The organism is Streptomyces sp. NPDC107559 (assembly GCF_055657365.1).
Map to the genome: position 1 here is coordinate 108341 of NZ_JBVKBD010000019.1, position 17825 is coordinate 126165.

The following is a 17825-nucleotide window of genomic DNA, read 5'->3' on the forward strand; positions in this document are numbered from 1 at the left end:
CGTTCGGCGAAACTCGGTAGCAGTGGGGGGGCTTCCGTCGGGTGCTCCGGGTGCCGAGCCCGAGGGGGACGGGGTGGGCCTCTCGGCCTTGCTCCCCGCACCCGTCAGGGCTTCACGCCTTCGGGACAGGCCGCCGTGATGGCGTCGAGGACCGTGTCGATCCCGGCGTCCTTGTGCAGGACCGTGGCGGCCCCGGCGTCGAGCGCCGCCCGTTCCAGCCGGCCGCCGACCGCGGAGGTCAGCACCACGACCCGGGTTCCCGGACGGAGTGTCAGCAGCCGTCCGGTCGCCTCGGCGCCGTTCAGCACGGGCATGACCAGGTCCATGAGGACCACGTCCGGCAGCAGCCGCAGCGCCGCTTCGACCGCCTCCGCGCCGTCGCACGCCACTCCCACCACGTCCACGAGCGCGCTGCGGTCGAGCGCGGCGGACAGGGTGTCCCGCACGAGCGGGTGGTCGTCGACGACGAGCAGGCGAATCGGCATGGTCCAACGGTGCCCGTTTCCACGCGTATCAGCCATCCCCAAACCAGAGGGGTCGACCGTGCGTGCGGGCACATTTCCTTCACAACCAGCACTTTCCCTCGATCGCGCCCTGACTGCATGACAGTTGCTTTTCGGCCATGGCGACTCGCGGAGGCGGAGAGAACGCTCCGAAGCGGGAGGTTTCGTCGGCGGCGTGGGCGCTGATCAAGGACACAATTCCTTCACAAGCAGTGGTTTCCCCCGGCCGTGCCGTGGTTCCATGGCGTATGCGATCCGGCCACAGTGGCGGAGCGCCGAGGTAGGGGGAACATGCCGGAACAAGAAGGTTCGCCGACGACCCGGGTACTGATCGTCGACGACCATCGGACCTTCGCGGAACTGCTGGCGTTCGCGCTGGGATCCCAGCCGGACTTCGACTGCGCCGGCTGGGCGGGCACCGGCGCGACGGCCGTCGAACTGGCCGCCAGGGAGCGGCCGGACATGGTCGTGATGGACATCTCGCTCGGCGCGGAGAGCGGACTCGAGGTCACCCGGCGGATCCGGGAGGCGACGCCCGACGCGACCGTCGTGGTCGTCTCCGCGCACCGCGATCCCGACTGGGTGGTACGCGCCGCGCAGGCGGGCGCGAGCGCGTTCGTGCCGAAGACCGGTTCGCTGGAGGAGATGCTGAGCGTCCTGCGCTCCGTGCGGCAGGGATCGATGCTGGTGTCGGCGTCCATGTTCGGTGAACCGCCGCCCCGGCCGCGGGTCACGGACGACCCCGCGCCGGTCGACCTGACCGCCCGTGAGTCCGAGGTGCTCACGCTGATGGGCAAGGGGCTGGCCCCGGCGGAGATCGCCAGACTGCTGGGCATCAGCATCAACACCTGCCGCGGCTATGTGAAGTCGATCCACCTCAAGCTCGGGGTGCGCTCACAGCTGCAGGCCGTGGTGAAGGCACAACAGCTCGGTCTCGTCGAGGCGCACAGCGATGGCTGACCGCGAGGGCACGGTCCCGGCGCCGGAACAGGGCGGCAGCAGAACGGTCCGGCACGCGGTGATCGCGATGATCGTGATCGGGCTGGGCGCCTTCACGGTCGTCGGCGCCGGCACCGTGCTCGCCGCCGAGTCGATCGCCAAACGGACCGCGCTCGCGGAGGCCGCGCGGTCCGCGCAGCTGATGGGCAACGTGATCTTCAAGCCGGCCATGCCCGGGGTGATGCGCGGGGACAGCGTCGCACGGGCGCGGCTTGACGAGGCGGTTCGGGCCCGGGAGAGCGAGGGCGGCGTAGTGCGCGTGAAGGTGTGGAACCGGCAGGGCGAGGTGCTGTACTCCAACGAGCACCGTGCCATCGGGATGTCCTTCCCCCTCAACGACGACGTGCGCAAGACCATCGACCAGCAGGCCAGCTGGGCGGACCTCTCCGACCTGTCCGACGAGGAGAACATCACCGAACCCCACGGCGACAGCCGACTGGTTGAGGTCTACGTCCCCCTGGACCTAGCGTCCGGCGAACGGCTGGCCCTGGAGGTGTACTCCACCGACGACAGGGTGGCCACCGCGCGCAGCGAGCTGATGCGGACCCTCGTACCGTTCTCGGTCCTGGCCCTGCTGCTTCTGCTGGTCACCCAGCTCCCGGTCTCGGTGCAACTCCTGCGCCGGGTCAGCCAGGCCGACGCGGAGCGCAGCCGGCTGCTGCGCAACGCCCTCACCGCGTCCGAGCGCGAACGGCGCGCGATCGCCCGCGACCTGCACGACGGAGTCGTCCAGGACCTCGCCGGTGCCGGGTACGCGCTGGCGGCCGTCCGGGCCGACCTGCCGCCCGGCACCCCGGAACCGGCCGGCGGCATGCTCGACCGGGTCTCCGAGGTGCTGCGCGGAGCCGTCGGCTCGCTGCGCACGCTGATGGTGGACATCTACCCGCCGGACCTGACCGAGGACGGTCTGCCGCAGGCGGTCGAGCTGCTCACCGAGCGCCTGCGCCGGGAGGGCCTCGCCGTCACCACGACCGTCGACGTGCGGGCCGCGCTGGGGCCGGACCTGACGGCCGCCGCCTACCGCTGCACACGGGAGTGCGTGACCAACATCGTCAAGCACGCCGAGGCGGAGCACGCGTGGATCGACGTCACCGGAGGCCCGGACCGGCTGCTGGTCGTGGTGGCGGACGACGGCAAGGGACCGGGCACCGCCCTCGGTACGACCGGGCATCTCGGGCTCCAGCTCATCCGGGACACGGCGAGCGAACTGGGCGGCGAAGTCACCGTCGCCGAGCGCGCCGGCGGCGGCACCGAGGTGCGTGCCGTGCTGCCGGTACGGCCCTGACCCCCTCGTTTTGAGGGGGTCCCACCCCCCAAGGGCGAGGCTGCCGGTGACCGCGGCGGGGCGCCACCCTGGAGACACCGTCCGACCAGTGCACCCGGGGGAAACAGCGGATGCGCCGCATCGTCACCATGCTCTGCCTCGTACTCTGCGCCCTGTGCCTGCAGACCGTGGTCGCGGGCCCCGCCGCCGCGCACACCGGCCTGCTGTCGAGCGAGCCCGCGGCCGGGCAGGTCCTGCCGCACCTGCCCGCCCAGGTCGCGCTGACGTTCCGCCAGCCGGTGACCGCGGGCGTCGACGCGGTGCGCGTGTTCGACGACCACATGCGCCGGATGGACCTCGGCGGCCACCCCGACGACCGGCGGCACCGGACCCTGCGCACGGCCCTGCCCGGAAGCCTGCGTGCGGGCACCTACACCGTGGCCTGGCAGGTGACGTCGGCCGACGGGCACCCCGTGGCGGGTACCTACCGGTTCTCCATCGGTACGACCACACACGTCGTGGGCGTGGTACCCCCGCTCGCCGGTGCGAACGCCGCCTGGGCCGGACGGCTCCTCGGGGTGGCCCGGGGGATCGGCTACGCCGGACTCGCCCTGGGCCCCGGCGTGCTGCTGGTCGCGCTGTGGCTGTGGCCCGCCGGGCTGCGCCTGCGCAGGACCCGCGCCCTGGTGTGGGGCGGCCTCGGTCTGCTGGCGGCCGGCACGCTGGCGGTCCTGACCGTGCACACCGTCTGGGCCGACGGCCGGCCGCTGGCCGAGGCCTGGTCCGGCGCGCACGCCCATCAGCACGCGGCGACGGCCGACCTGGCCTACGCCGTGCGCTTCTACGCCCTGCTGGCGCTGGGCGCCGCGACCGCGGCGGCCACCGCGTCGGCCGGGCGCGACAGGCCCGCCAGGGCCTGTCCGGCGGATCAAGTCGCGGGTGTGCGTGCCAGACCCCGCGTCTGCGGCATGATCCGCCGGACAGGCCCTGGGCCGCTGGGCCTGGCGACGACGGCCGCGGTCGTCGTGCTCTGGGCCACCTGGCCGCTGACCGGGCACGCCGTCGACGGCAGCTACGCACCGCTCGCGATGGCCGCCGATCTCGTCCACCTGGCCGCCATGACGCTCTGGCTGGGCGGACTCGCACTGGTCACGGCCGTCCTGGCGCGCCCCGCCCACCTCGGCGACCTGGCCGTCGTACTGCCTCGGTTCTCGCGGCTGGCGTTCACGGCGGTCGTCGCCCTCGTCGTCACCGGGACGTGCCAGGCCTGGCGGGAGGTGGGATCCGCCGGGCATCTCCTCGACACCGGGTACGGCCGACTGCTGCTGGTGAAGTCGGCCGGGGTCGCGGCGCTCGTCGGGCTCGGCGGCGTGGCCCGCCGCTGGGTCCACCGTCACACCGGCCGCCCGGCACCCCTTCCGGCGCCGACGGCCCGGGCGGCGGGCACCACGCTCACCCTCACCGCACCGGCCCCGCCCGCGCCGCCGGACGCCGCTGTCGTACGCACCCTCAGGCGCGGTCTGCTGGCCGAACTGCTCGTCGCGGTCGCCGTGCTGGGCGTCACCGCCGCGCTGGTCACGGCCGCTCCGCCCGTGTGACCACCCGCCCCGCCAACCGCCCGCACCCGTCCCCCGCGGCTCCGAAGCCGTACCGGCCCGCCCCGCGCCCGTCCCGTACCCACCCCGGCCGGGACCTCCGAGAGGAAACGACCCATGAAGCTGCTTCACCCGGCCCGCACCGCCGCGGCCCTGGTCGCCACGGGACTGCTGCTGGCGACGGCGACCCCCGCCTGGGCCCATGTGCACGTGCACGCCGACCAGGCGGTGGCCCCGGGCGCGACCGACGTACGCATGACGTTCCACGTGCCCAACGAGAAGGCGTCCGCGCGGACCGTCGGCGTACGGATCGAGGCACCGGAGGGGGTGCGCGGGGTGCGCGCGGAGCAGGTGACGGGCTGGACCGCCGAGCCGGCCGCCGCTGGCGGCGCGGGCCGCACCGTCGGCTGGTCCGGCGGGGCGATCAGCGGTGAGGACGGAGTCGACTTCGTCGTCCACGTCGACCGCGTACCCACCGGGGTCTCGGAGCTGGCCTTCGTGGCGCGGCAGCAGTACGACGACGGCGAGGTCGTCACCTGGGACCAGAAGACGGTGGCGGGACAGCCCGAACCGGAGCACCCCGCGCCGGTGCTGAGCCTTGCCGGGGCTCCTGCCGCCGACGCCGCGGCCGACCCCTCGACCGGCCCGGACACCGCGTGGACGGCGGCCGTCGTCTGCGGCGTACTGCTGCTCCTGGCCGCCGTGGGGCTTCCGGTGGCGCGGTCCGCGGCACGGCGCCGCAGCGCCACGACAAGCTGAACCGCCCACGGATGCGCCGGGCCGGGGCCGTCACCGAGCGGGGCGGTCGCCGCCCTCCGGGAGGTCCAGCTGGGAGGCCAGGACCGCGGCCTGCACCCGGCGCTGGACACCGAGCTTGGCCAGCAGCCTGGAGATGTGGTTCTTGACCGTCTTCTCCGACAGATAGAGCCGCGTGCCGATCTCGCGGTTGGTCAGACCGTCCCCGATCAGGGCCAGGATGTCCCGCTCGCGGGGGGACAGACCGGCCAGTTCGGGTGCGACGGAGGGGGTCTCGGCGGGGTCGGCGCGCAGGGAACGCATCAGGCGGGCCGTGGTCGCCGGGTCCAGCATCGACTGGCCGGAGGCGACCGTGCGGACGGCGGAGACCAGGTCGGAGCCCCTGATCTGCTTCAGGACGTAGCCCGAGGCCCCGGCCATGATGGCGTCGAGCAGCGCGTCCTCGTCGTCGAACGACGTCAGCATCAGACAGGCCAGCTCCGGCATCCGGCTGCGCAGCTCCCGGCAGACCGTGATGCCGTCGCCGTCCGGGAGACGTATGTCGAGGACGGCGACGTGCGGGCGCAGTGCCGGGCCGCGGACCAGGGCCTGTTCGACGGTGTCCGCGTCACCGACCACCGAGATGTCCGGTTCGGCGCCGAGGAGGTCGCTGATGCCACGCCGGACGACCTCGTGGTCGTCGAGCAGGAAGACGCGGATCGGATCCTGCTCCGTGAAGGTGCGTGTCTCGGTCATGGCGACCCCCTCTTCCCTGTTCCCCGGTTGCGGACGGACCGCGGATGTCCGTGACGCCGATCATGCCCCGGCGGTTCCGGGTGCACCAGGGCCGACCGGCCCCACTCGGCCACGGGACGCTACCCCATCGGCCCCAGGTCACGGCCTCGGGGACCGTCCCGCCGGATGATCCGCACGGCCGGACGGGGGCCGGCGGACGGCGGTCAGTCGCCGCTGCCCGCGCCGGACGGGGCGTACAGGTCGAGCAGGCACGTCCGGGCCGAGCGCAGGCGGTGGGCGAGCACGTCCCCGACCCAGGGCGTGACGGTGTTGCCCAGGGCCGGATCGTCCTGACACATCGGACGTACGGCCGTGGCGTCGAACTCGTACGCCCGGACCGGAGTCGTCGCCACGGCGCCCAGATGCCAGACATGCGGGCTGAACAGCCAGGACCAGCCGACGAGTTCATTGTGCCGAAGGGTCTCGACGACGGCCGCGCGACGGCCGGGCACCCGCATGTCGAGCTCGACCGCGCCGCTGCGGACGATCCAGAACCGGTCGGCCCGGCTGCCCTCCTCGAACAGCCGCGCCCCCTGCGGGAACGACACCTCGCGGGCGACCCGCATGAGCCGCTGCCGGTGCTCGGCCGGCAGGGCGCGCAGCATGGTGGGCGCAGGGACGGTGATCACGGCGTGCCTCCCCGGTGGGTGGTGGGAACTGCCACGGCCAGTGTGGGTCCGGTGCTCCCGGGTGGGCCATGGGCCGATCGGCCCGTCGGCCGGGCCACCCGGGGCAGGAGGGCACCCTGCCGGGCCCCTGCCCGACAGCAGGACGCCGGCGGCCGGGCATGCACCCCAACAGCCTCTGGAAACAGGGCCGTTCAGCCCCATCCTGACGGACCTTCGGCATCCGGCGGTCACCCGCCCCGCGGGCCGAGAGTGGGGGTGTCAGACAGCGAAAGGACCCCACCGCCCCTCCCCGAAGGGACCAACACCATGGCCGTGCACGAGCACCCTCACCGGAGCCCGGGCTTCCACCTCCCCTTCCGAAGGATGCGGACCGCCTCCGAGACCGCCCCCTCCGAGACCGCCGCCTCCGAGACCGCCGTGCCGGCCCACGTCGGCACGCCCACCGCGCAGGCCTACGCCTTCGCCTCGCTGCGTCTGCTCACCGGGTTCGTCTTCCTGTGGGCCTTCCTCGACAAGACCTTCGGCCTCGGCTACGCCACCCCCTCCGACAGGAGCTGGCTCGACGGCGGCTCGCCCACCAAGGGCTTTCTCGGCTCGGTGGCCGCCGGGCCGATGCGGTCCACCTTCCACTCCTGGGCCGGGGCCGCCTGGGCCGACTGGCTGTTCATGCTCGGGCTGCTCGGCATCGGCGTCGCGCTCCTCGCCGGTGTGGCGCTGCGCCTGGCGGCCGCCGCGGGCACGCTGATGACGGCCCTGATGTGGATGGCCGAGTGGCCGCCCGCCAAGCACCTCGCGGACGGCTCGGCGAGCATGTCGACGAACCCCTTCGCCGACTACCACCTCGTCTACGCCGTCGCCCTGATCGCCCTGGCCGCCGCATCCGCAGGCGACGCCCTCGGACTCGGCAGGATCTGGGCCCGGCTCCCGCTCGTCCGCCGCAGCCGCTGGCTGCGGTGACCCGCACGAGACACGGCGGGGCCGCCGTCCCGAGGACGAGCCCCGCCGGTCGAACCACGAAGCCCGCAATGCGCAGAAGCCCGCAATGCGAAGACGAATCCCGTAGTCGGACGACGAACAGTGGACCGGAGCCCCGGTCCAGGAGGTGGAGATCATGACCCGTCCCGTCACCGTCGGTCTCGACGGTTCCCCCGAGAGCCGCGCGGCCGCCGAGTGGGCGGCCGGCGAGGCAGGGCGGCTCGGCCTGCCGCTGAAGCTCGTCCAGGTCTGGGAGCCGGTACCGGATCCCATGGTGCAGGCGCCGATGCTGGGCACCGAGGTCCACCAGCACTGGAGCGAGCGGATCCTGCGCGAGGTGGCCGAAGGTGTCCGGGAGCGCCACCCCGGGCTCGACGTGAGCACCGAGCAGCTGTCGGGCCGGCCCGCCGACGTCCTGGTGAGCGCGGCGGAGGACGCCGAACTGCTGGCCCTCGGCTCCCGCGGACCGAGCGGCATCCGCGGGTTCGTGATCGGCTCCGTCGGCCTGTCCGTCGTGGCGCACGCCGGGCGGCCGGTCGTCCTGGTCCGCGCCGGAGCACAGGCCGCCGACCACGGGACGGACCCGGCCGGTGTGCCGTCCACCGCGAAGGGGGCGCGGCCCGTCGTCCTCGGCCTCGACACCGACGGCCCGGACGACCGGCTCATCGAGTTCGCCTTCGCGGCGGCCGCCCGCCGGGGTACGTCCCTGCGGGTCGTGCACGGCTGGAACCCGCCGCCGTACTACGCATACGGTCTCGCCGTGGACCCCGCACTCCAGGCCGACCTGGCGCGTGGCGCGAGCGCCCGGCTGACCGAGATCCTGAACCCGTGGCGCACGAAGTTCCCGGAGGTCCGCGTCACCGAGGAGTCCCGGTACGGCAACCCCGGCACCCACCTCGTCGACGCCTCCGGCGAAGCGTGCCTGCTGGTCGTCGGCCGACGCGTCCGGCGCAGCCCGCTCGGCGCCCGCATCGGCTCGGTCGCCCATGCCGTCCTGCACCACTCCACCGCCCCCGTCGCCGTCGTACCGCACGACTGACCCGCCCCCGAGGGAGCAGAGACCATGCATGACCGGAACGGGACGGTGGGAACGACGGACCAGCCGGTCGTGGCCGGCGTCGACGGCTCCGCACCCAGTCTGCGGGCCGTCGACCGCGCGGCCGAGGAGGCCGCACTGCGCGGTCTGCCGCTGCGCCTGGTGTACGCCTCGCTCCGGGAGCAGTACGAGGGCGCCCGCCCCGCCGGGGACCCGGACCGGCCGTCCGAGGAGGTGCCGGCCGAGGACATCGTGACCCGTGCCGCCCGGCGCGCCCACGACCGCCGACCCGACGTGAAGGTCACCACCGCGGTACTGCCCGAGGAGCCCGAGTACGCGCTGCTGCGCGAGAGCCGGACCGCCTCCCTGCTGGTGCTGGGGAGCCGCGGCCGCGGCTCCCGCGCCGCGGCGCTGCTCGGCTCGGTGAGCCTGACCGTGGCCGGGCACACGCACTGTCCGCTGATCGTCGTGCGCGACACCCACGACGCCCCGGCCCCGGCCGGTACCCGCGGCCGCGTCGTCGTGGGTGTCGGCGAGGAGCCCGCGGGTTCGGCGGCGGTGCGCTTCGCCGTCGAGGAGGCGCGGCGACGAGGGGTGCCGGTCGAGGCCGTACGTGCCTGGCGCAGTCCCGCGCACGGGAGCACCGGTCATCCGCTGGTCGCCGGAGAGCCCGCCCACTTGCACCGGCAGCAGGCCGTGGAGGCGCTCGAAGCGGCGCTGCGCGACCTCCCGGCCGATGTGGAACTCCACGGCCGTACGGTCGAGGGTCACGCCGGGACCGTCCTGGTGGACGCCTCGCGCGACGCCGGCCTCCTGGTCGTCGGGGCCACGCCCCGGCACGGGCACCACGGGCTCCGGCTGGGCCGGGTGGCTCACGGTGTGCTGCACCACGCCACCTGCCCGGTCGCCGTCGTGCCCGAGCGCAGGTGACTGCGACGAGGACAGCGAACGCCACGGCCTCGGCCCCGGATCTCCGGGCGCCGAGGCCGTCGGGTCTCTCAGAGCTCGACCGGGTCTCCGTCCACGGTGAGCAGGACACCGGTGACCAGGTCGGGGTGGATACGGATCGCCTGGTCCATGGTCTGCTCCACCCACGGGTGCAACAGCGCGTGATAGCGGGCCAGTTCACCGGGATCGGTGACCAGACGGGCGTACCCCGTCACCACCACGCTCCAGCCCAGGTGCGTGTCGGGGTCGATGGCGTCGGCCTCGTAGGCGACGACCACACCGGGACCGTGGTTCTGGCGGGCGTACGAGGTCAGGGCGGCGGCCTCATGGGTGCGGATGACGACGGCGCCGTCGTCCAGCACGTGGTTGACCGGGCGGACGGTCGGCAGGGCGTGCCGGGTGAAGACGATCCTCCCCAGGGACACACTGCCCAGCAGGCGCAGCGCCTCGGCGCTGTCGAGTTCGACACGGCGGCGAGGTGCCGCGATGACGTGCCGGTGGCTGTCGTGAACCATGGCGGGCTTCCGTTGGTGTGTGTGCGGGATGGTGCCCGGGCGCGGTCGGCAGGGCCGGAGCGGAGCGGCACCGCGGGGGATCGGCGCCGCTCCTGATCCCACTGTCCCCGCGATCGCGACGCGTTCCTAGGGCCGATGGTCCCCGACGCGGGTCCGTACGGCTCACCCCGCCGCGGCACCCCTGCGCGCCGGCTTCCCGCGCGGCTGCGACGGGGCGGCCGCAGGGCCCGTGTCCGTACCGTGCGGTTCCCCGGCCCGGTACCGTGACCCCTGACTGGAGCGGCCGGTGTCAGCCCGCCCGAGGAGCCGGAGGAGACGCAGGTGGGAAGCCCCGAGGAGCCCCAGGCGGCTCGTGTGCGGTTGCCGCAGCTCAGGCTGGACGAGCTGCTGGAGGAGTTGCAGGCCCGGCTGGACGCGGCCCGCGGCACCCGGGACCGGGTGCACAGCCTGCTGGAGGCGGTTCTCTCGGTCGGCCGGGAACTGGACCTGGAGCAGGCGTTGCACAGCATCGTGGAAGCGGCGGCCGTCCTGGTCGACGCCGAGTACGCGGCGCTGGGCGTGATCGGACCGGACGGCACGCGGCTGTCGGCCTTCCACACCGTCGGGGTCACCCGGCAGGAGATCAGCCGGATCGGTCCCTTCCCGCAGGGCCACGGCATCCTCGGAGAGCTGATCCACCACCCCGAGCCGCTGCGCCTCGCGAAGATCTCCGCGCACCCGGCCTCGTACGGCCTCCCGCCCCACCACCCGCCGATGAACACCTTCCTGGGCGTGCCCATCCGGGTGCGCGACCAGGTCTTCGGGAACCTGTACCTCACCGAGAAGCGCGGCGGGGCGCAGTTCGACGAGGAGGACGAGTCGGTCCTGGCGACCCTGGCCGTGGCCGCAGGCGTCGCGATCGACAACGCCCGCCTGTACGAGGAGACCCGGCTGCGGGAACGCTGGCTGCGGGCGAACGCGGAGATCACCCACAGCCTCATGTCCGGCGGCGGGCGCACCGACGTACTCGCCCTGATCGCCGAGCGGGCCGGAGAGATCACCGGATCGGCGCTGGCCGCGGTCGCGCTGCCGATGGAGGACACCGGGTCGCTGGCCGTGGAGATAGCCGTCGGACTGGACGCGGAGGCGCACCAGGGGCTCGTCCTGCCCGTCGGAAGGACCTTGATGGGGCTGGCGTTCTCCACCGCGGCACCGGTCGTCAGCGCGGACGTCGCCCACGACGAGCGGGTCCCGCCGGGGCTGCAGCGCTTCGAGGGGCTGGGCACCGCGGTGGCCGTGCCCATCGGCACCGTCGAGGGCGGTGTCCGGGGTGTGCTCCTGCTGGCGCGCGAGAGCGGACGGCAGCCGTTCTCGGCGACGGAGACCGAGACCCTGCTCGCCTTCGCCGCGCAGGCCGCCGTCGCGATGGAGCTGGCGCAGCGGCGGCAGGACGCCGAGGAGGTCGCGGTGCTCAAGGACCGCGACCGCATCGCCCGCGACCTGCACGACCTGGCGATCCAGCGGCTGTTCGCCACGGGGATGACCTTGCAGAGCGCGGGGCGGTTCATCGAGCACCCGGAAGCCTCGGAGCGCGTCGCGCGGGCGGTGGACGACCTGGACGAGACCATCAAGATCATCAGGTCGACGATCTTCGGGCTGCGCGCGCGTGAGGGCGTCGAGGGGGCCGGTCTGCGAGCGCGCGCGGTGCGGATCGTGAGCGAGGCGACGCCGGTGCTGGGCTTCGCGCCCAGTATGCGGATGGAGGGGCTGGTGGACACCGGCGTGCCGCGCGAGATCGCCGACCACGTGGTGGCCGTACTCTCCGAGGCGCTCACCAACATCGCCCGGCACGCCCACGCCCGGCGCGCCGACATCGTCCTGGCGGCGGACTCCGGCCGGCTGCGCCTCACGGTCACGGACAACGGCGGTGGCATCGCGCCCGGCGGCCGTCGCAGCGGTCTGCGCAACATGGCCGAACGTGCCGAGCAGCTCGGCGGGAAAATGGAGTTGAACATCCCCGACGATGGCGGCACCGCTCTGGTCTGGTGGGTCCCGATACCGGCCGAGTAGAGCCGCACCGGCCACGGCGGGGATGCGTCCGCGTCCCGACGACGCCTTCAACCTCCTATATCGCCGTCAATGATGACGATTGTGTATGAACAGCGCATACGGGAACCCGAGGGGTGGACATCCCTACTTCCTGAGGAGTGTGCGGCTATGCCGACAGGAACACTTCTGGCGATCATCATCGCGATCGTGGTGGTGGTCGTCCTGGCTGCCATGACGGTCTCTCTCATGCAGCGCCGTCGTCACCTCCGTGAACAGTTCGGCCCCGAATACGACAGGACGGTCGAAGGATCCGACAGCCGGCGCGCGGCCGAGCACGAGCTCCAGGACCGCGAGAAGCGGCACGACTCGCTGGAGATCACGCCGCTCGCTCCCGGATCACGGGACCGCTACACGCGCGAGTGGAGCACGGTCCAGGGGGAGTTCGTGGACCGGCCGGTGGACGCGGTGCACGACGCGGACCGGCTGGTGACCTCCCTGATGCGTGAGCGCGGGTATCCGACCGAGGGGTTCGAGCAGCAGATGAAGGACCTCTCGGTGGAACACGGCCGCACACTGGACCACTATCGCGCCGCGCACGACGTGGAGAACCTCAGCAACGGGAGCCAGGCGACGACCGAGCAACTGAGGGGCGCCATGGTCCACTACCGCGCCCTGTTCGAGGAGTTGCTCTCCGACGGTGGCCGGGCGCAGTCCGTTCCGTCCTGACCTCACGACCACAACCCCACGATGCGCATGGAGGAAGCCATGCAAGGCAACGAGGAGACGAATCGCACGACCGGCGGGCTGACCACCGACGACCTGGCAAGACCGTCCCGCGCCGACACCACAGCGCCGCAGGGAACAGGGGAGACCGCCCCGACGGCCCCGATCTACCCGGGTGAGAGCACCGGGTCGGACGATGCGGGGCGGCCGGGTACCGAGGCCGCTCCCGGTTCTTCGGACGCCGCAGGCACGGGCGCGGATACACGTACGGGTCCGGGTACGGCGGGTACGGAGCGTGCCGCCGAGGGTGCCCCGGACACCGGGGCTGCTGTGGGCGAGAGCGCGGCGAGGGCTCCGGAGGACGAGGTGCCGCAGTTGCTGACGGAGGACGAGGAACGCGGCTACCGCGACCGCTGGCAGCGGATCCAGAGCAGGTTCGTGGACGACCCCCGCGACGCAGTACACGACGCCGACGCACCCGTGGCGGACGTCATGCAGACTCTGGCCGCCACCTTCGCACGGCACAAGAGGGACCTGGAAGGTCAGTGGGGCCAGGGTGAACGGGTGAGCACCGAGGAACTGCGCGGCGCGCTGCGTCGTTACCGCTCCTTCTTCAACCGGCTGCTCCTCGGTACGTGAGAGTGACTCGCCCGGGAGCCTCCCGATGCAGGTGACTCGGTTGCGCGGGGTTGGGCAGACAGCCCCAGAGCGGGGCTCCGGGCCGACAGACGGCGCGGGGCCCTTGCTCTGCGTCCGCATGCGCAGCCCGTGCTCTGTGTCCGCGTGAGTCTTCGTGAGTCGGTTTTCGTGAGCCCTGCCGCGCGTCTGCGCGGCCGGCCGTGGTTCCCCGCAACCACGGCCGGCCGCGCAGACGCGCGGTGGGTCACCAGTAGTGGCGACGGCCGGCGACGCTGTGGCCCACTGCCCCGAGGATCCAGAGGATCACGCCGACGACCAGCAGGATGATCCCGATGGTCCACAGGATGGCGATCCCGGTGAGGAAGCCGATGACGAGCAGAATGACGCCCAGGATGATCATGATCTCTCCCTAGGGAGCTGATGCGGGTTCGAGGGACTCGGTGATGTCGGTCGCCTCCTCACTGCGCGCGGAGCGGTCTCCGGTGGGCGATTCTGCGGGCGGACCCGGTGAATGCGGCAAGCCGGCGGCGATGCCTCCGGACGCGATCCGGACGCCAACCGGGTACCCCCGTCACGGCGTCACGCAACAGAGCCACGGCGAGCGGACGGCCGACCTCGCCGGACCGGGACGCCTTCCGTCACCGGGTGCCGCGGTCCCCGGCGCACAGGGCGTGGTCGACCAGGGCGCTGCCCGCGTTCTCCTGTTCCCGGATGTGCTCCAGGGTGTCGCCGCGGGCCTCGGACATGGAGACCACGACGCTTCGGCTGCCGTCCTCGGTGACGCCGTTGAGGGTGATGTACCCGCCGTCTCCTCCCTCGTGGCTCCAGTAGGATCCTCCGCAGCTCAGGGGACGTTCGACCAGGCCGAGTCCGTACCGGCCGCCGGGCCACAGCCGCTGGACCTCCGCGCTCACGGGGACGGTCCGCTTCATTTGCGTCAACTGCCGGGCCGGCAGCAGGCGGCCCGCGAGCAGAGCGCGCAGGAACTCGTTCTCGTCCCGCGTGGTCGTGACGAACGACAGGATCGTGTGGTCCACCGGTGTCTGGTCGGTGACGTCCACCCGGGAACCGGGACCGAAGAACTGATAGGCATGCGCGTGCGGCCGGGGCAGCGTGGGGGAGGTGCCCAGCCATCGGGTCCGGTCGAGGCCGAGCGGGCGCAGGACGCGGTCCTCGATCTCCTCGTGGGCGGCCCGGCCGGTGACCTTCTCGATGATCATGCCCAGTACGACGTAGCCGGTGTTGGAGTACCCCCAGCCCTTGCCGGGCGGGAAGTCCGGCGCGTGGGCCATGGCGCGGGCCACCAGTTGCCCGGGGCTGTAGACGTCGTGGCGCTGCCGGTAGTACTCCTCCGGCGTGGTGTATCCGGGTACGTCGTCGTGGATGCCGCTGGTGTGCTGGAGCAGCTGCCGGACGGTGATCCGCCTGCCGTCGTTGCCGTTGCCCCGGATCAGCCCGGGCAGCCAGTGGTCGGCCGAGTCGTTCAGTGAGAGCCTGCCCTCGGCCTCCAGTTGGAGCACCACGGTGGCGACCAGCGTCTTGGCCGTGCTGGCCATCCGGAAGTAGCCGTCGGCGGGGACCGGTCGGCCGGTGTCCAGGTCGGCGGTGCCGCTGGTGGCGGTCGACTGCCGACCGTCGGGCGCGATCACCCGGGCCTGCACACCGCTGATCCCGAGGGCGTGGATCGCCCGGGTGTCGTGGCGTAACTGGTCCAGCGGGGTCGGACCGGCGGGCCGGGCGACGGCGGTGGTCGTCTGGGCGGCGAGCAGCGTGGCGACACCGAGCGCCGTCATGGCGAGGTGCTTTCGCAGGGTTGAAGGCATGGCTGCACGCTAATTTCGCCCTTCGCCGGGCGCGATCCGGCGCACCCCCGGGGCGGAATGGGGATATCCCCCGAGCTCTAAGGGTGCTCGTAGAGCTGGAGGACGCCTGCGAGGGAGAAGCTCAGGGCACCGGTGAGGGTTCCCCAGTTGGCGATCCCGGCGTTCACCGGTGCGCCACCGGCGGGCCGGGTGAAGGCGGCGATCGCGGAGATCATGAACAGGACGGAGCCGAGCTGGTTCACCGCGACGATCCACCAGCCGAGGCTGCGCCGGCGGAGGCAGAACCGGCCGTGGCAGATCTCGACGAAGCCCAGATGCCCGGAGACCAGGAACAGTACGCAGCCGACCACGTCGGGCGCCCAGACCAGCCGGTTGACCTGTCGGACGGTCAGACCCCGCAGGAAGGAGTCCAGCAGGGAGACGGCGAAGACGAGGGTGCCCGTGAACAGGACGAAGGAGCAGAGCCAGTCCACCCGCATGGGCTCGTAGCTCCACCACCGCCAGCGTGGCGTGATCAGCCGCCCCTCGCCGCCGGTGTGACGGGGTGCGTTGATCACCTGCAGCAGCGAGACGTATCCGCCGGTGTTGAAGAACAGGCCGCCCACGAAGTAGATCGATGCGCACAGGGTGGCGTCACCTGAGCCGAACTGGGCGACGGCGGCCCCGGCGGCGAACAGCGCCCCGCCGACGACGAAGGCGACCGCGGAGACGATGTTGAGCCGGCGCAGCCTGCCGATGCCGACGTCGTCCGCACGGGTCGCCCGTCCGGCCTTCGCGCCGGGCGGCCGCACGGCGAGCGTGCCGCGTCGCCGCGCGATCCGCGACTCCCACACCGTGGTCGGGCCGCCGGGAACCTGCCAGGTGAGCCTGGTGGTGAAAGGTCCCGCGCCCTCGGCGCGCCGCTCCGGTTGCCCCACGGGCCGAGCGTAGACGGCGGACGCGGACGGGAAGCGTGCGAAACGCCCTCGCCCGCCGGGCCGCCGGGCCGCGGAGCCGCCGGGCCGCCGGGCCGCCGGGCCGCCGGGCCGCCGGGCCGCCGGGTCGCCGGGCCGGGCTGCTCAGGCGCCGGGCCGGACCGTCTCCTCGACGCCGTCCCCCTCGGTACCGCGCCGGACCGCTCCCGCGGCCCGCTCCACGTCGGGGTGCAGCCGGCGCTCGCGCAGGTCCGCGACCGCCAGCAGCAGCGCGATCAGGCTGAATCCGACGGCGGTGAGCAGCCCGAGCTGGATGGCCGTGACGGAGGGCCCATGGGCGGCCTCGTGCGCGAAGTACACCGCGCCCACCACGGCGATCCCGGCCGCCGAGCCGATGCGCTGTCCCGTCTGCAGCACCCCGCCGGCCGCCCCGGCGCGCTGCACGGGGACGCGGGTGAGGGTGAGCGTCGTATTGGGGGAGACCGTGAGCCCGGAGCCGATGCCGCCGACGACCATGGGCACGGCCGTGGCCCACCCGACCATCTCCAGGGGCACCAGCTGCACCGCCACGATCACCCCGAGCAGCCCCACCGCCACCCCCGTCAGGCCGAGGACGACCAGCTTGCGTCCGTGGCGGGTCACCAGCCGGCCTCCGACGGCGGCGCCGACCGCGGAAGCCGCCGCGAAGGGCAGCACCGAGACTCCGGCCGCCAGCGCGCTGTAGCCGACCGTGTTCTGAAGGAACAGGGAGTAGACGAAGAACACCGTGGTGAAGCCCGCGAAGTAGGTCAGACTGATCAGGGACCCGAAGGTGAAGGAGCGCAGGGAGAACAGCTCCAGATCGACCAGGGGAGCCCGCCCGCGCCGTCCCTGCCGTCGCTCCCACGTCCAGAACCAGGCCAGCAGCAGCGCGCCCACCGGCAGCAGCGCCCACTTCAGCCGTCCGGTCCACTGCTGCTCCTGCACCAGCGGCAGCATGAGCGCGAGCACGGCGGAACCGAGGAGCAGCACACCGAACAGGTCGAACTCCTTCCGCTTGCCCGTCGATGCAGGGAACCGGGGCAGCAGCCGCAGTCCCGCGCCCAACGCGGCCACCCCGATGGGCAGGTTGACGAAGAACACCCAGCGCCAGCCGTCGTCGGTGCCGACGGCGTCGATCAGCAGGCCGCCCGCCAGTGGGCCCGCCGCCGTGGAGATCCCGATGACGCTGCCGAGCAGACCGAAGGCCTTGGCCCGCTCGGCGCCCTGGAACATCTGCTGGATCAGCCCCGAGGTCTGCGGGGCGACCATGCCCGCCGCCGCGCCCTGGACCAGCCGGAACACCACCAGCCAGGAGGCGCTGGGAGCGAGCCCGCAGGCCGCCGAGGCCAGCGTGAACACGGCCAGCCCCGCCAGGAACGCCCGGCGCCGCCCGTGCATGTCGCCCAGTCGGCCCGCGGGCACGAGGACCAGCCCGAAGGCCAGCGCGTACCCGGAGACCACCCAGGACTGGGCGGCCTCCGAGGCGGCGAGCCCGTGTTCCATCGAGGGCAGCGCCACGTTCACGATCGAGGTGTCGAGCAGCGAGATGAAGCCCGCCGTCAGACAGACCGCGAGTGCCTTCCACCGTCGGTTGTCGGGGACGGGCCGGGCCTGGACTGTCGTCATGGGGCCACGCTAAGCAGCAACCCCACCCAACCTGTGGAAGAAGCCCTTCCGCGCGCG

General features: G+C 73.0%; 18 protein-coding genes. 10 read left to right on the forward strand and 8 right to left on the reverse strand.

Annotated features, from left to right (window positions below):
* Window positions 1-104: 104 nt before the first annotated feature.
* A complete protein-coding gene (locus ACZ7OY_RS36860; RefSeq protein WP_351610775.1) occupies window positions 105-485 on the reverse strand; it encodes a response regulator in 381 nt (126 codons plus the stop codon).
* Window positions 486-794: 309 nt separating this feature from the next.
* On the opposite strand from ACZ7OY_RS36860, the gene ACZ7OY_RS36865 reads away from it, so the two are divergent.
* The 4 genes from ACZ7OY_RS36865 to ACZ7OY_RS36880 all read left to right on the forward strand — a co-directional run bounded on the left by ACZ7OY_RS36865 (window position 795) and on the right by ACZ7OY_RS36880 (window position 5120).
* Window positions 795-1463, forward strand: a complete 669-nt coding sequence (locus ACZ7OY_RS36865; protein ID WP_351610777.1) for a response regulator transcription factor — start codon at window positions 795-797, stop codon at window positions 1461-1463.
* Entirely contained in the window at window positions 1456-2787 is a 1332-nt protein-coding gene (locus tag ACZ7OY_RS36870; protein WP_472249934.1) for a sensor histidine kinase, read from the forward strand. The genes ACZ7OY_RS36865 and ACZ7OY_RS36870 overlap by 8 nt, the downstream gene beginning before the upstream one ends.
* Before the next feature lie 110 nt (window positions 2788-2897).
* The gene (locus ACZ7OY_RS36875) at window positions 2898-4364 is read left to right on the forward strand and encodes a copper resistance CopC/CopD family protein (RefSeq protein ID WP_472249935.1); all 1467 of its coding nucleotides are present in this window, start codon (window positions 2898-2900) and stop codon (window positions 4362-4364) included.
* 114 nt (window positions 4365-4478) lie between these two features.
* A complete protein-coding gene (locus ACZ7OY_RS36880; protein ID WP_472249936.1) occupies window positions 4479-5120 on the forward strand; it encodes a DUF1775 domain-containing protein in 642 nt (213 codons plus the stop codon).
* A 30-nt stretch (window positions 5121-5150) separates the two neighbouring features.
* On the opposite strand, the gene ACZ7OY_RS36885 is transcribed toward ACZ7OY_RS36880, so the two are convergent.
* Together ACZ7OY_RS36885 and ACZ7OY_RS36890 are read right to left on the reverse strand one after the other, a co-directional pair.
* Window positions 5151-5852: a response regulator gene (locus tag ACZ7OY_RS36885; RefSeq protein ID WP_472249937.1), complete on the reverse strand. Its 702-nt coding sequence runs from the start codon at window positions 5850-5852 to the stop codon at window positions 5151-5153.
* 203 nt (window positions 5853-6055) lie between these two features.
* A complete protein-coding gene (locus ACZ7OY_RS36890) occupies window positions 6056-6520 on the reverse strand; it encodes a cyclic nucleotide-binding domain-containing protein (RefSeq protein ID WP_472249938.1) in 465 nt (154 codons plus the stop codon).
* 306 nt (window positions 6521-6826) lie between these two features.
* On the opposite strand from ACZ7OY_RS36890, the gene ACZ7OY_RS36895 reads away from it, so the two are divergent.
* The 3 genes from ACZ7OY_RS36895 (at window position 6827) to ACZ7OY_RS36905 (ending at window position 9461) form a co-directional block, all read left to right on the forward strand.
* A complete protein-coding gene (locus tag ACZ7OY_RS36895; RefSeq protein ID WP_472249939.1) occupies window positions 6827-7477 on the forward strand; it encodes a hypothetical protein in 651 nt (216 codons plus the stop codon).
* Window positions 7478-7631: 154 nt separating this feature from the next.
* Window positions 7632-8534: a universal stress protein gene (locus tag ACZ7OY_RS36900; protein WP_472249940.1), complete on the forward strand. Its 903-nt coding sequence runs from the start codon at window positions 7632-7634 to the stop codon at window positions 8532-8534.
* 24 nt (window positions 8535-8558) lie between these two features.
* Entirely contained in the window at window positions 8559-9461 is a 903-nt protein-coding gene (locus ACZ7OY_RS36905) for a universal stress protein (protein WP_472249941.1), read from the forward strand.
* A gap of 68 nt (window positions 9462-9529) precedes the next feature.
* Here ACZ7OY_RS36905 and ACZ7OY_RS36910 read toward each other — a convergent pair whose 3' ends face one another.
* On the reverse strand, window positions 9530-9994 hold the full coding sequence (locus ACZ7OY_RS36910) for a pyridoxamine 5'-phosphate oxidase family protein (protein ID WP_472249942.1): 465 nt from the start codon (window positions 9992-9994) through the stop codon (window positions 9530-9532).
* A gap of 321 nt (window positions 9995-10315) precedes the next feature.
* Here ACZ7OY_RS36910 and ACZ7OY_RS36915 point away from each other — a divergent pair, with 321 nt between their 5' ends.
* The 3 genes from ACZ7OY_RS36915 (at window position 10316) to ACZ7OY_RS36925 (ending at window position 13384) form a co-directional block, all read left to right on the forward strand.
* Complete coding sequence (locus ACZ7OY_RS36915; protein WP_472249943.1) at window positions 10316-12043, forward strand: GAF domain-containing sensor histidine kinase; 1728 nt, start codon at window positions 10316-10318, stop codon at window positions 12041-12043.
* 147 nt (window positions 12044-12190) lie between these two features.
* Window positions 12191-12748, forward strand: a complete 558-nt coding sequence (locus ACZ7OY_RS36920; protein ID WP_472249944.1) for a hypothetical protein — start codon at window positions 12191-12193, stop codon at window positions 12746-12748.
* 39 nt (window positions 12749-12787) lie between these two features.
* Window positions 12788-13384: a hypothetical protein gene (locus tag ACZ7OY_RS36925; RefSeq protein ID WP_472249945.1), complete on the forward strand. Its 597-nt coding sequence runs from the start codon at window positions 12788-12790 to the stop codon at window positions 13382-13384.
* 244 nt (window positions 13385-13628) lie between these two features.
* Here the strand turns inward: ACZ7OY_RS36925 and ACZ7OY_RS36930 are convergent, their stop codons facing one another.
* The 4 genes from ACZ7OY_RS36930 to ACZ7OY_RS36945 all read right to left on the reverse strand — a co-directional run bounded on the left by ACZ7OY_RS36930 (window position 13629) and on the right by ACZ7OY_RS36945 (window position 17768).
* Entirely contained in the window at window positions 13629-13784 is a 156-nt protein-coding gene (locus ACZ7OY_RS36930; RefSeq protein ID WP_472249946.1) for a DUF6131 family protein, read from the reverse strand.
* 238 nt (window positions 13785-14022) lie between these two features.
* On the reverse strand, window positions 14023-15207 hold the full coding sequence (locus ACZ7OY_RS36935; RefSeq protein WP_472249947.1) for a serine hydrolase domain-containing protein: 1185 nt from the start codon (window positions 15205-15207) through the stop codon (window positions 14023-14025).
* 77 nt (window positions 15208-15284) lie between these two features.
* A complete protein-coding gene (locus ACZ7OY_RS36940; protein ID WP_472249948.1) occupies window positions 15285-16124 on the reverse strand; it encodes a hypothetical protein in 840 nt (279 codons plus the stop codon).
* A gap of 141 nt (window positions 16125-16265) precedes the next feature.
* Window positions 16266-17768 carry an MFS transporter gene (locus tag ACZ7OY_RS36945; protein ID WP_472249949.1) on the reverse strand — a complete coding sequence of 501 codons (1503 nt, stop codon included), beginning with the start codon at window positions 17766-17768 and terminating at the stop codon, window positions 16266-16268.
* Between the last annotated feature and the right edge of the window lie 57 nt (window positions 17769-17825).

Bases quoted from the DNA above. Each gene is read 5' to 3' on its own strand.
- ACZ7OY_RS36860 (WP_351610775.1), bottom strand. From the start codon at position 485: ATGCCGATTCGCCTGCTCGTCGTCGACGACCACCCGCTCGTGCGGGAC.
- ACZ7OY_RS36865 (WP_351610777.1), top strand. From the start codon at position 795: ATGCCGGAACAAGAAGGTTCGCCGACGACCCGGGTACTGATCGTCGAC.
- ACZ7OY_RS36870 (WP_472249934.1), top strand. From the start codon at position 1,456: ATGGCTGACCGCGAGGGCACGGTCCCGGCGCCGGAACAGGGCGGCAGC.
- ACZ7OY_RS36875 (WP_472249935.1), top strand. From the start codon at position 2,898: ATGCGCCGCATCGTCACCATGCTCTGCCTCGTACTCTGCGCCCTGTGC.
- ACZ7OY_RS36880 (WP_472249936.1), top strand. From the start codon at position 4,479: ATGAAGCTGCTTCACCCGGCCCGCACCGCCGCGGCCCTGGTCGCCACG.
- ACZ7OY_RS36885 (WP_472249937.1), bottom strand. From the start codon at position 5,852: ATGACCGAGACACGCACCTTCACGGAGCAGGATCCGATCCGCGTCTTC.
- ACZ7OY_RS36895 (WP_472249939.1), top strand. From the start codon at position 6,827: ATGGCCGTGCACGAGCACCCTCACCGGAGCCCGGGCTTCCACCTCCCC.
- ACZ7OY_RS36900 (WP_472249940.1), top strand. From the start codon at position 7,632: ATGACCCGTCCCGTCACCGTCGGTCTCGACGGTTCCCCCGAGAGCCGC.
- ACZ7OY_RS36905 (WP_472249941.1), top strand. From the start codon at position 8,559: ATGCATGACCGGAACGGGACGGTGGGAACGACGGACCAGCCGGTCGTG.
- ACZ7OY_RS36910 (WP_472249942.1), bottom strand. From the start codon at position 9,994: ATGGTTCACGACAGCCACCGGCACGTCATCGCGGCACCTCGCCGCCGT.
- ACZ7OY_RS36920 (WP_472249944.1), top strand. From the start codon at position 12,191: ATGCCGACAGGAACACTTCTGGCGATCATCATCGCGATCGTGGTGGTG.
- ACZ7OY_RS36925 (WP_472249945.1), top strand. From the start codon at position 12,788: ATGCAAGGCAACGAGGAGACGAATCGCACGACCGGCGGGCTGACCACC.
- ACZ7OY_RS36930 (WP_472249946.1), bottom strand. From the start codon at position 13,784: ATGATCATCCTGGGCGTCATTCTGCTCGTCATCGGCTTCCTCACCGGG.
- ACZ7OY_RS36935 (WP_472249947.1), bottom strand. From the start codon at position 15,207: ATGCCTTCAACCCTGCGAAAGCACCTCGCCATGACGGCGCTCGGTGTC.
- ACZ7OY_RS36945 (WP_472249949.1), bottom strand. From the start codon at position 17,768: ATGACGACAGTCCAGGCCCGGCCCGTCCCCGACAACCGACGGTGGAAG.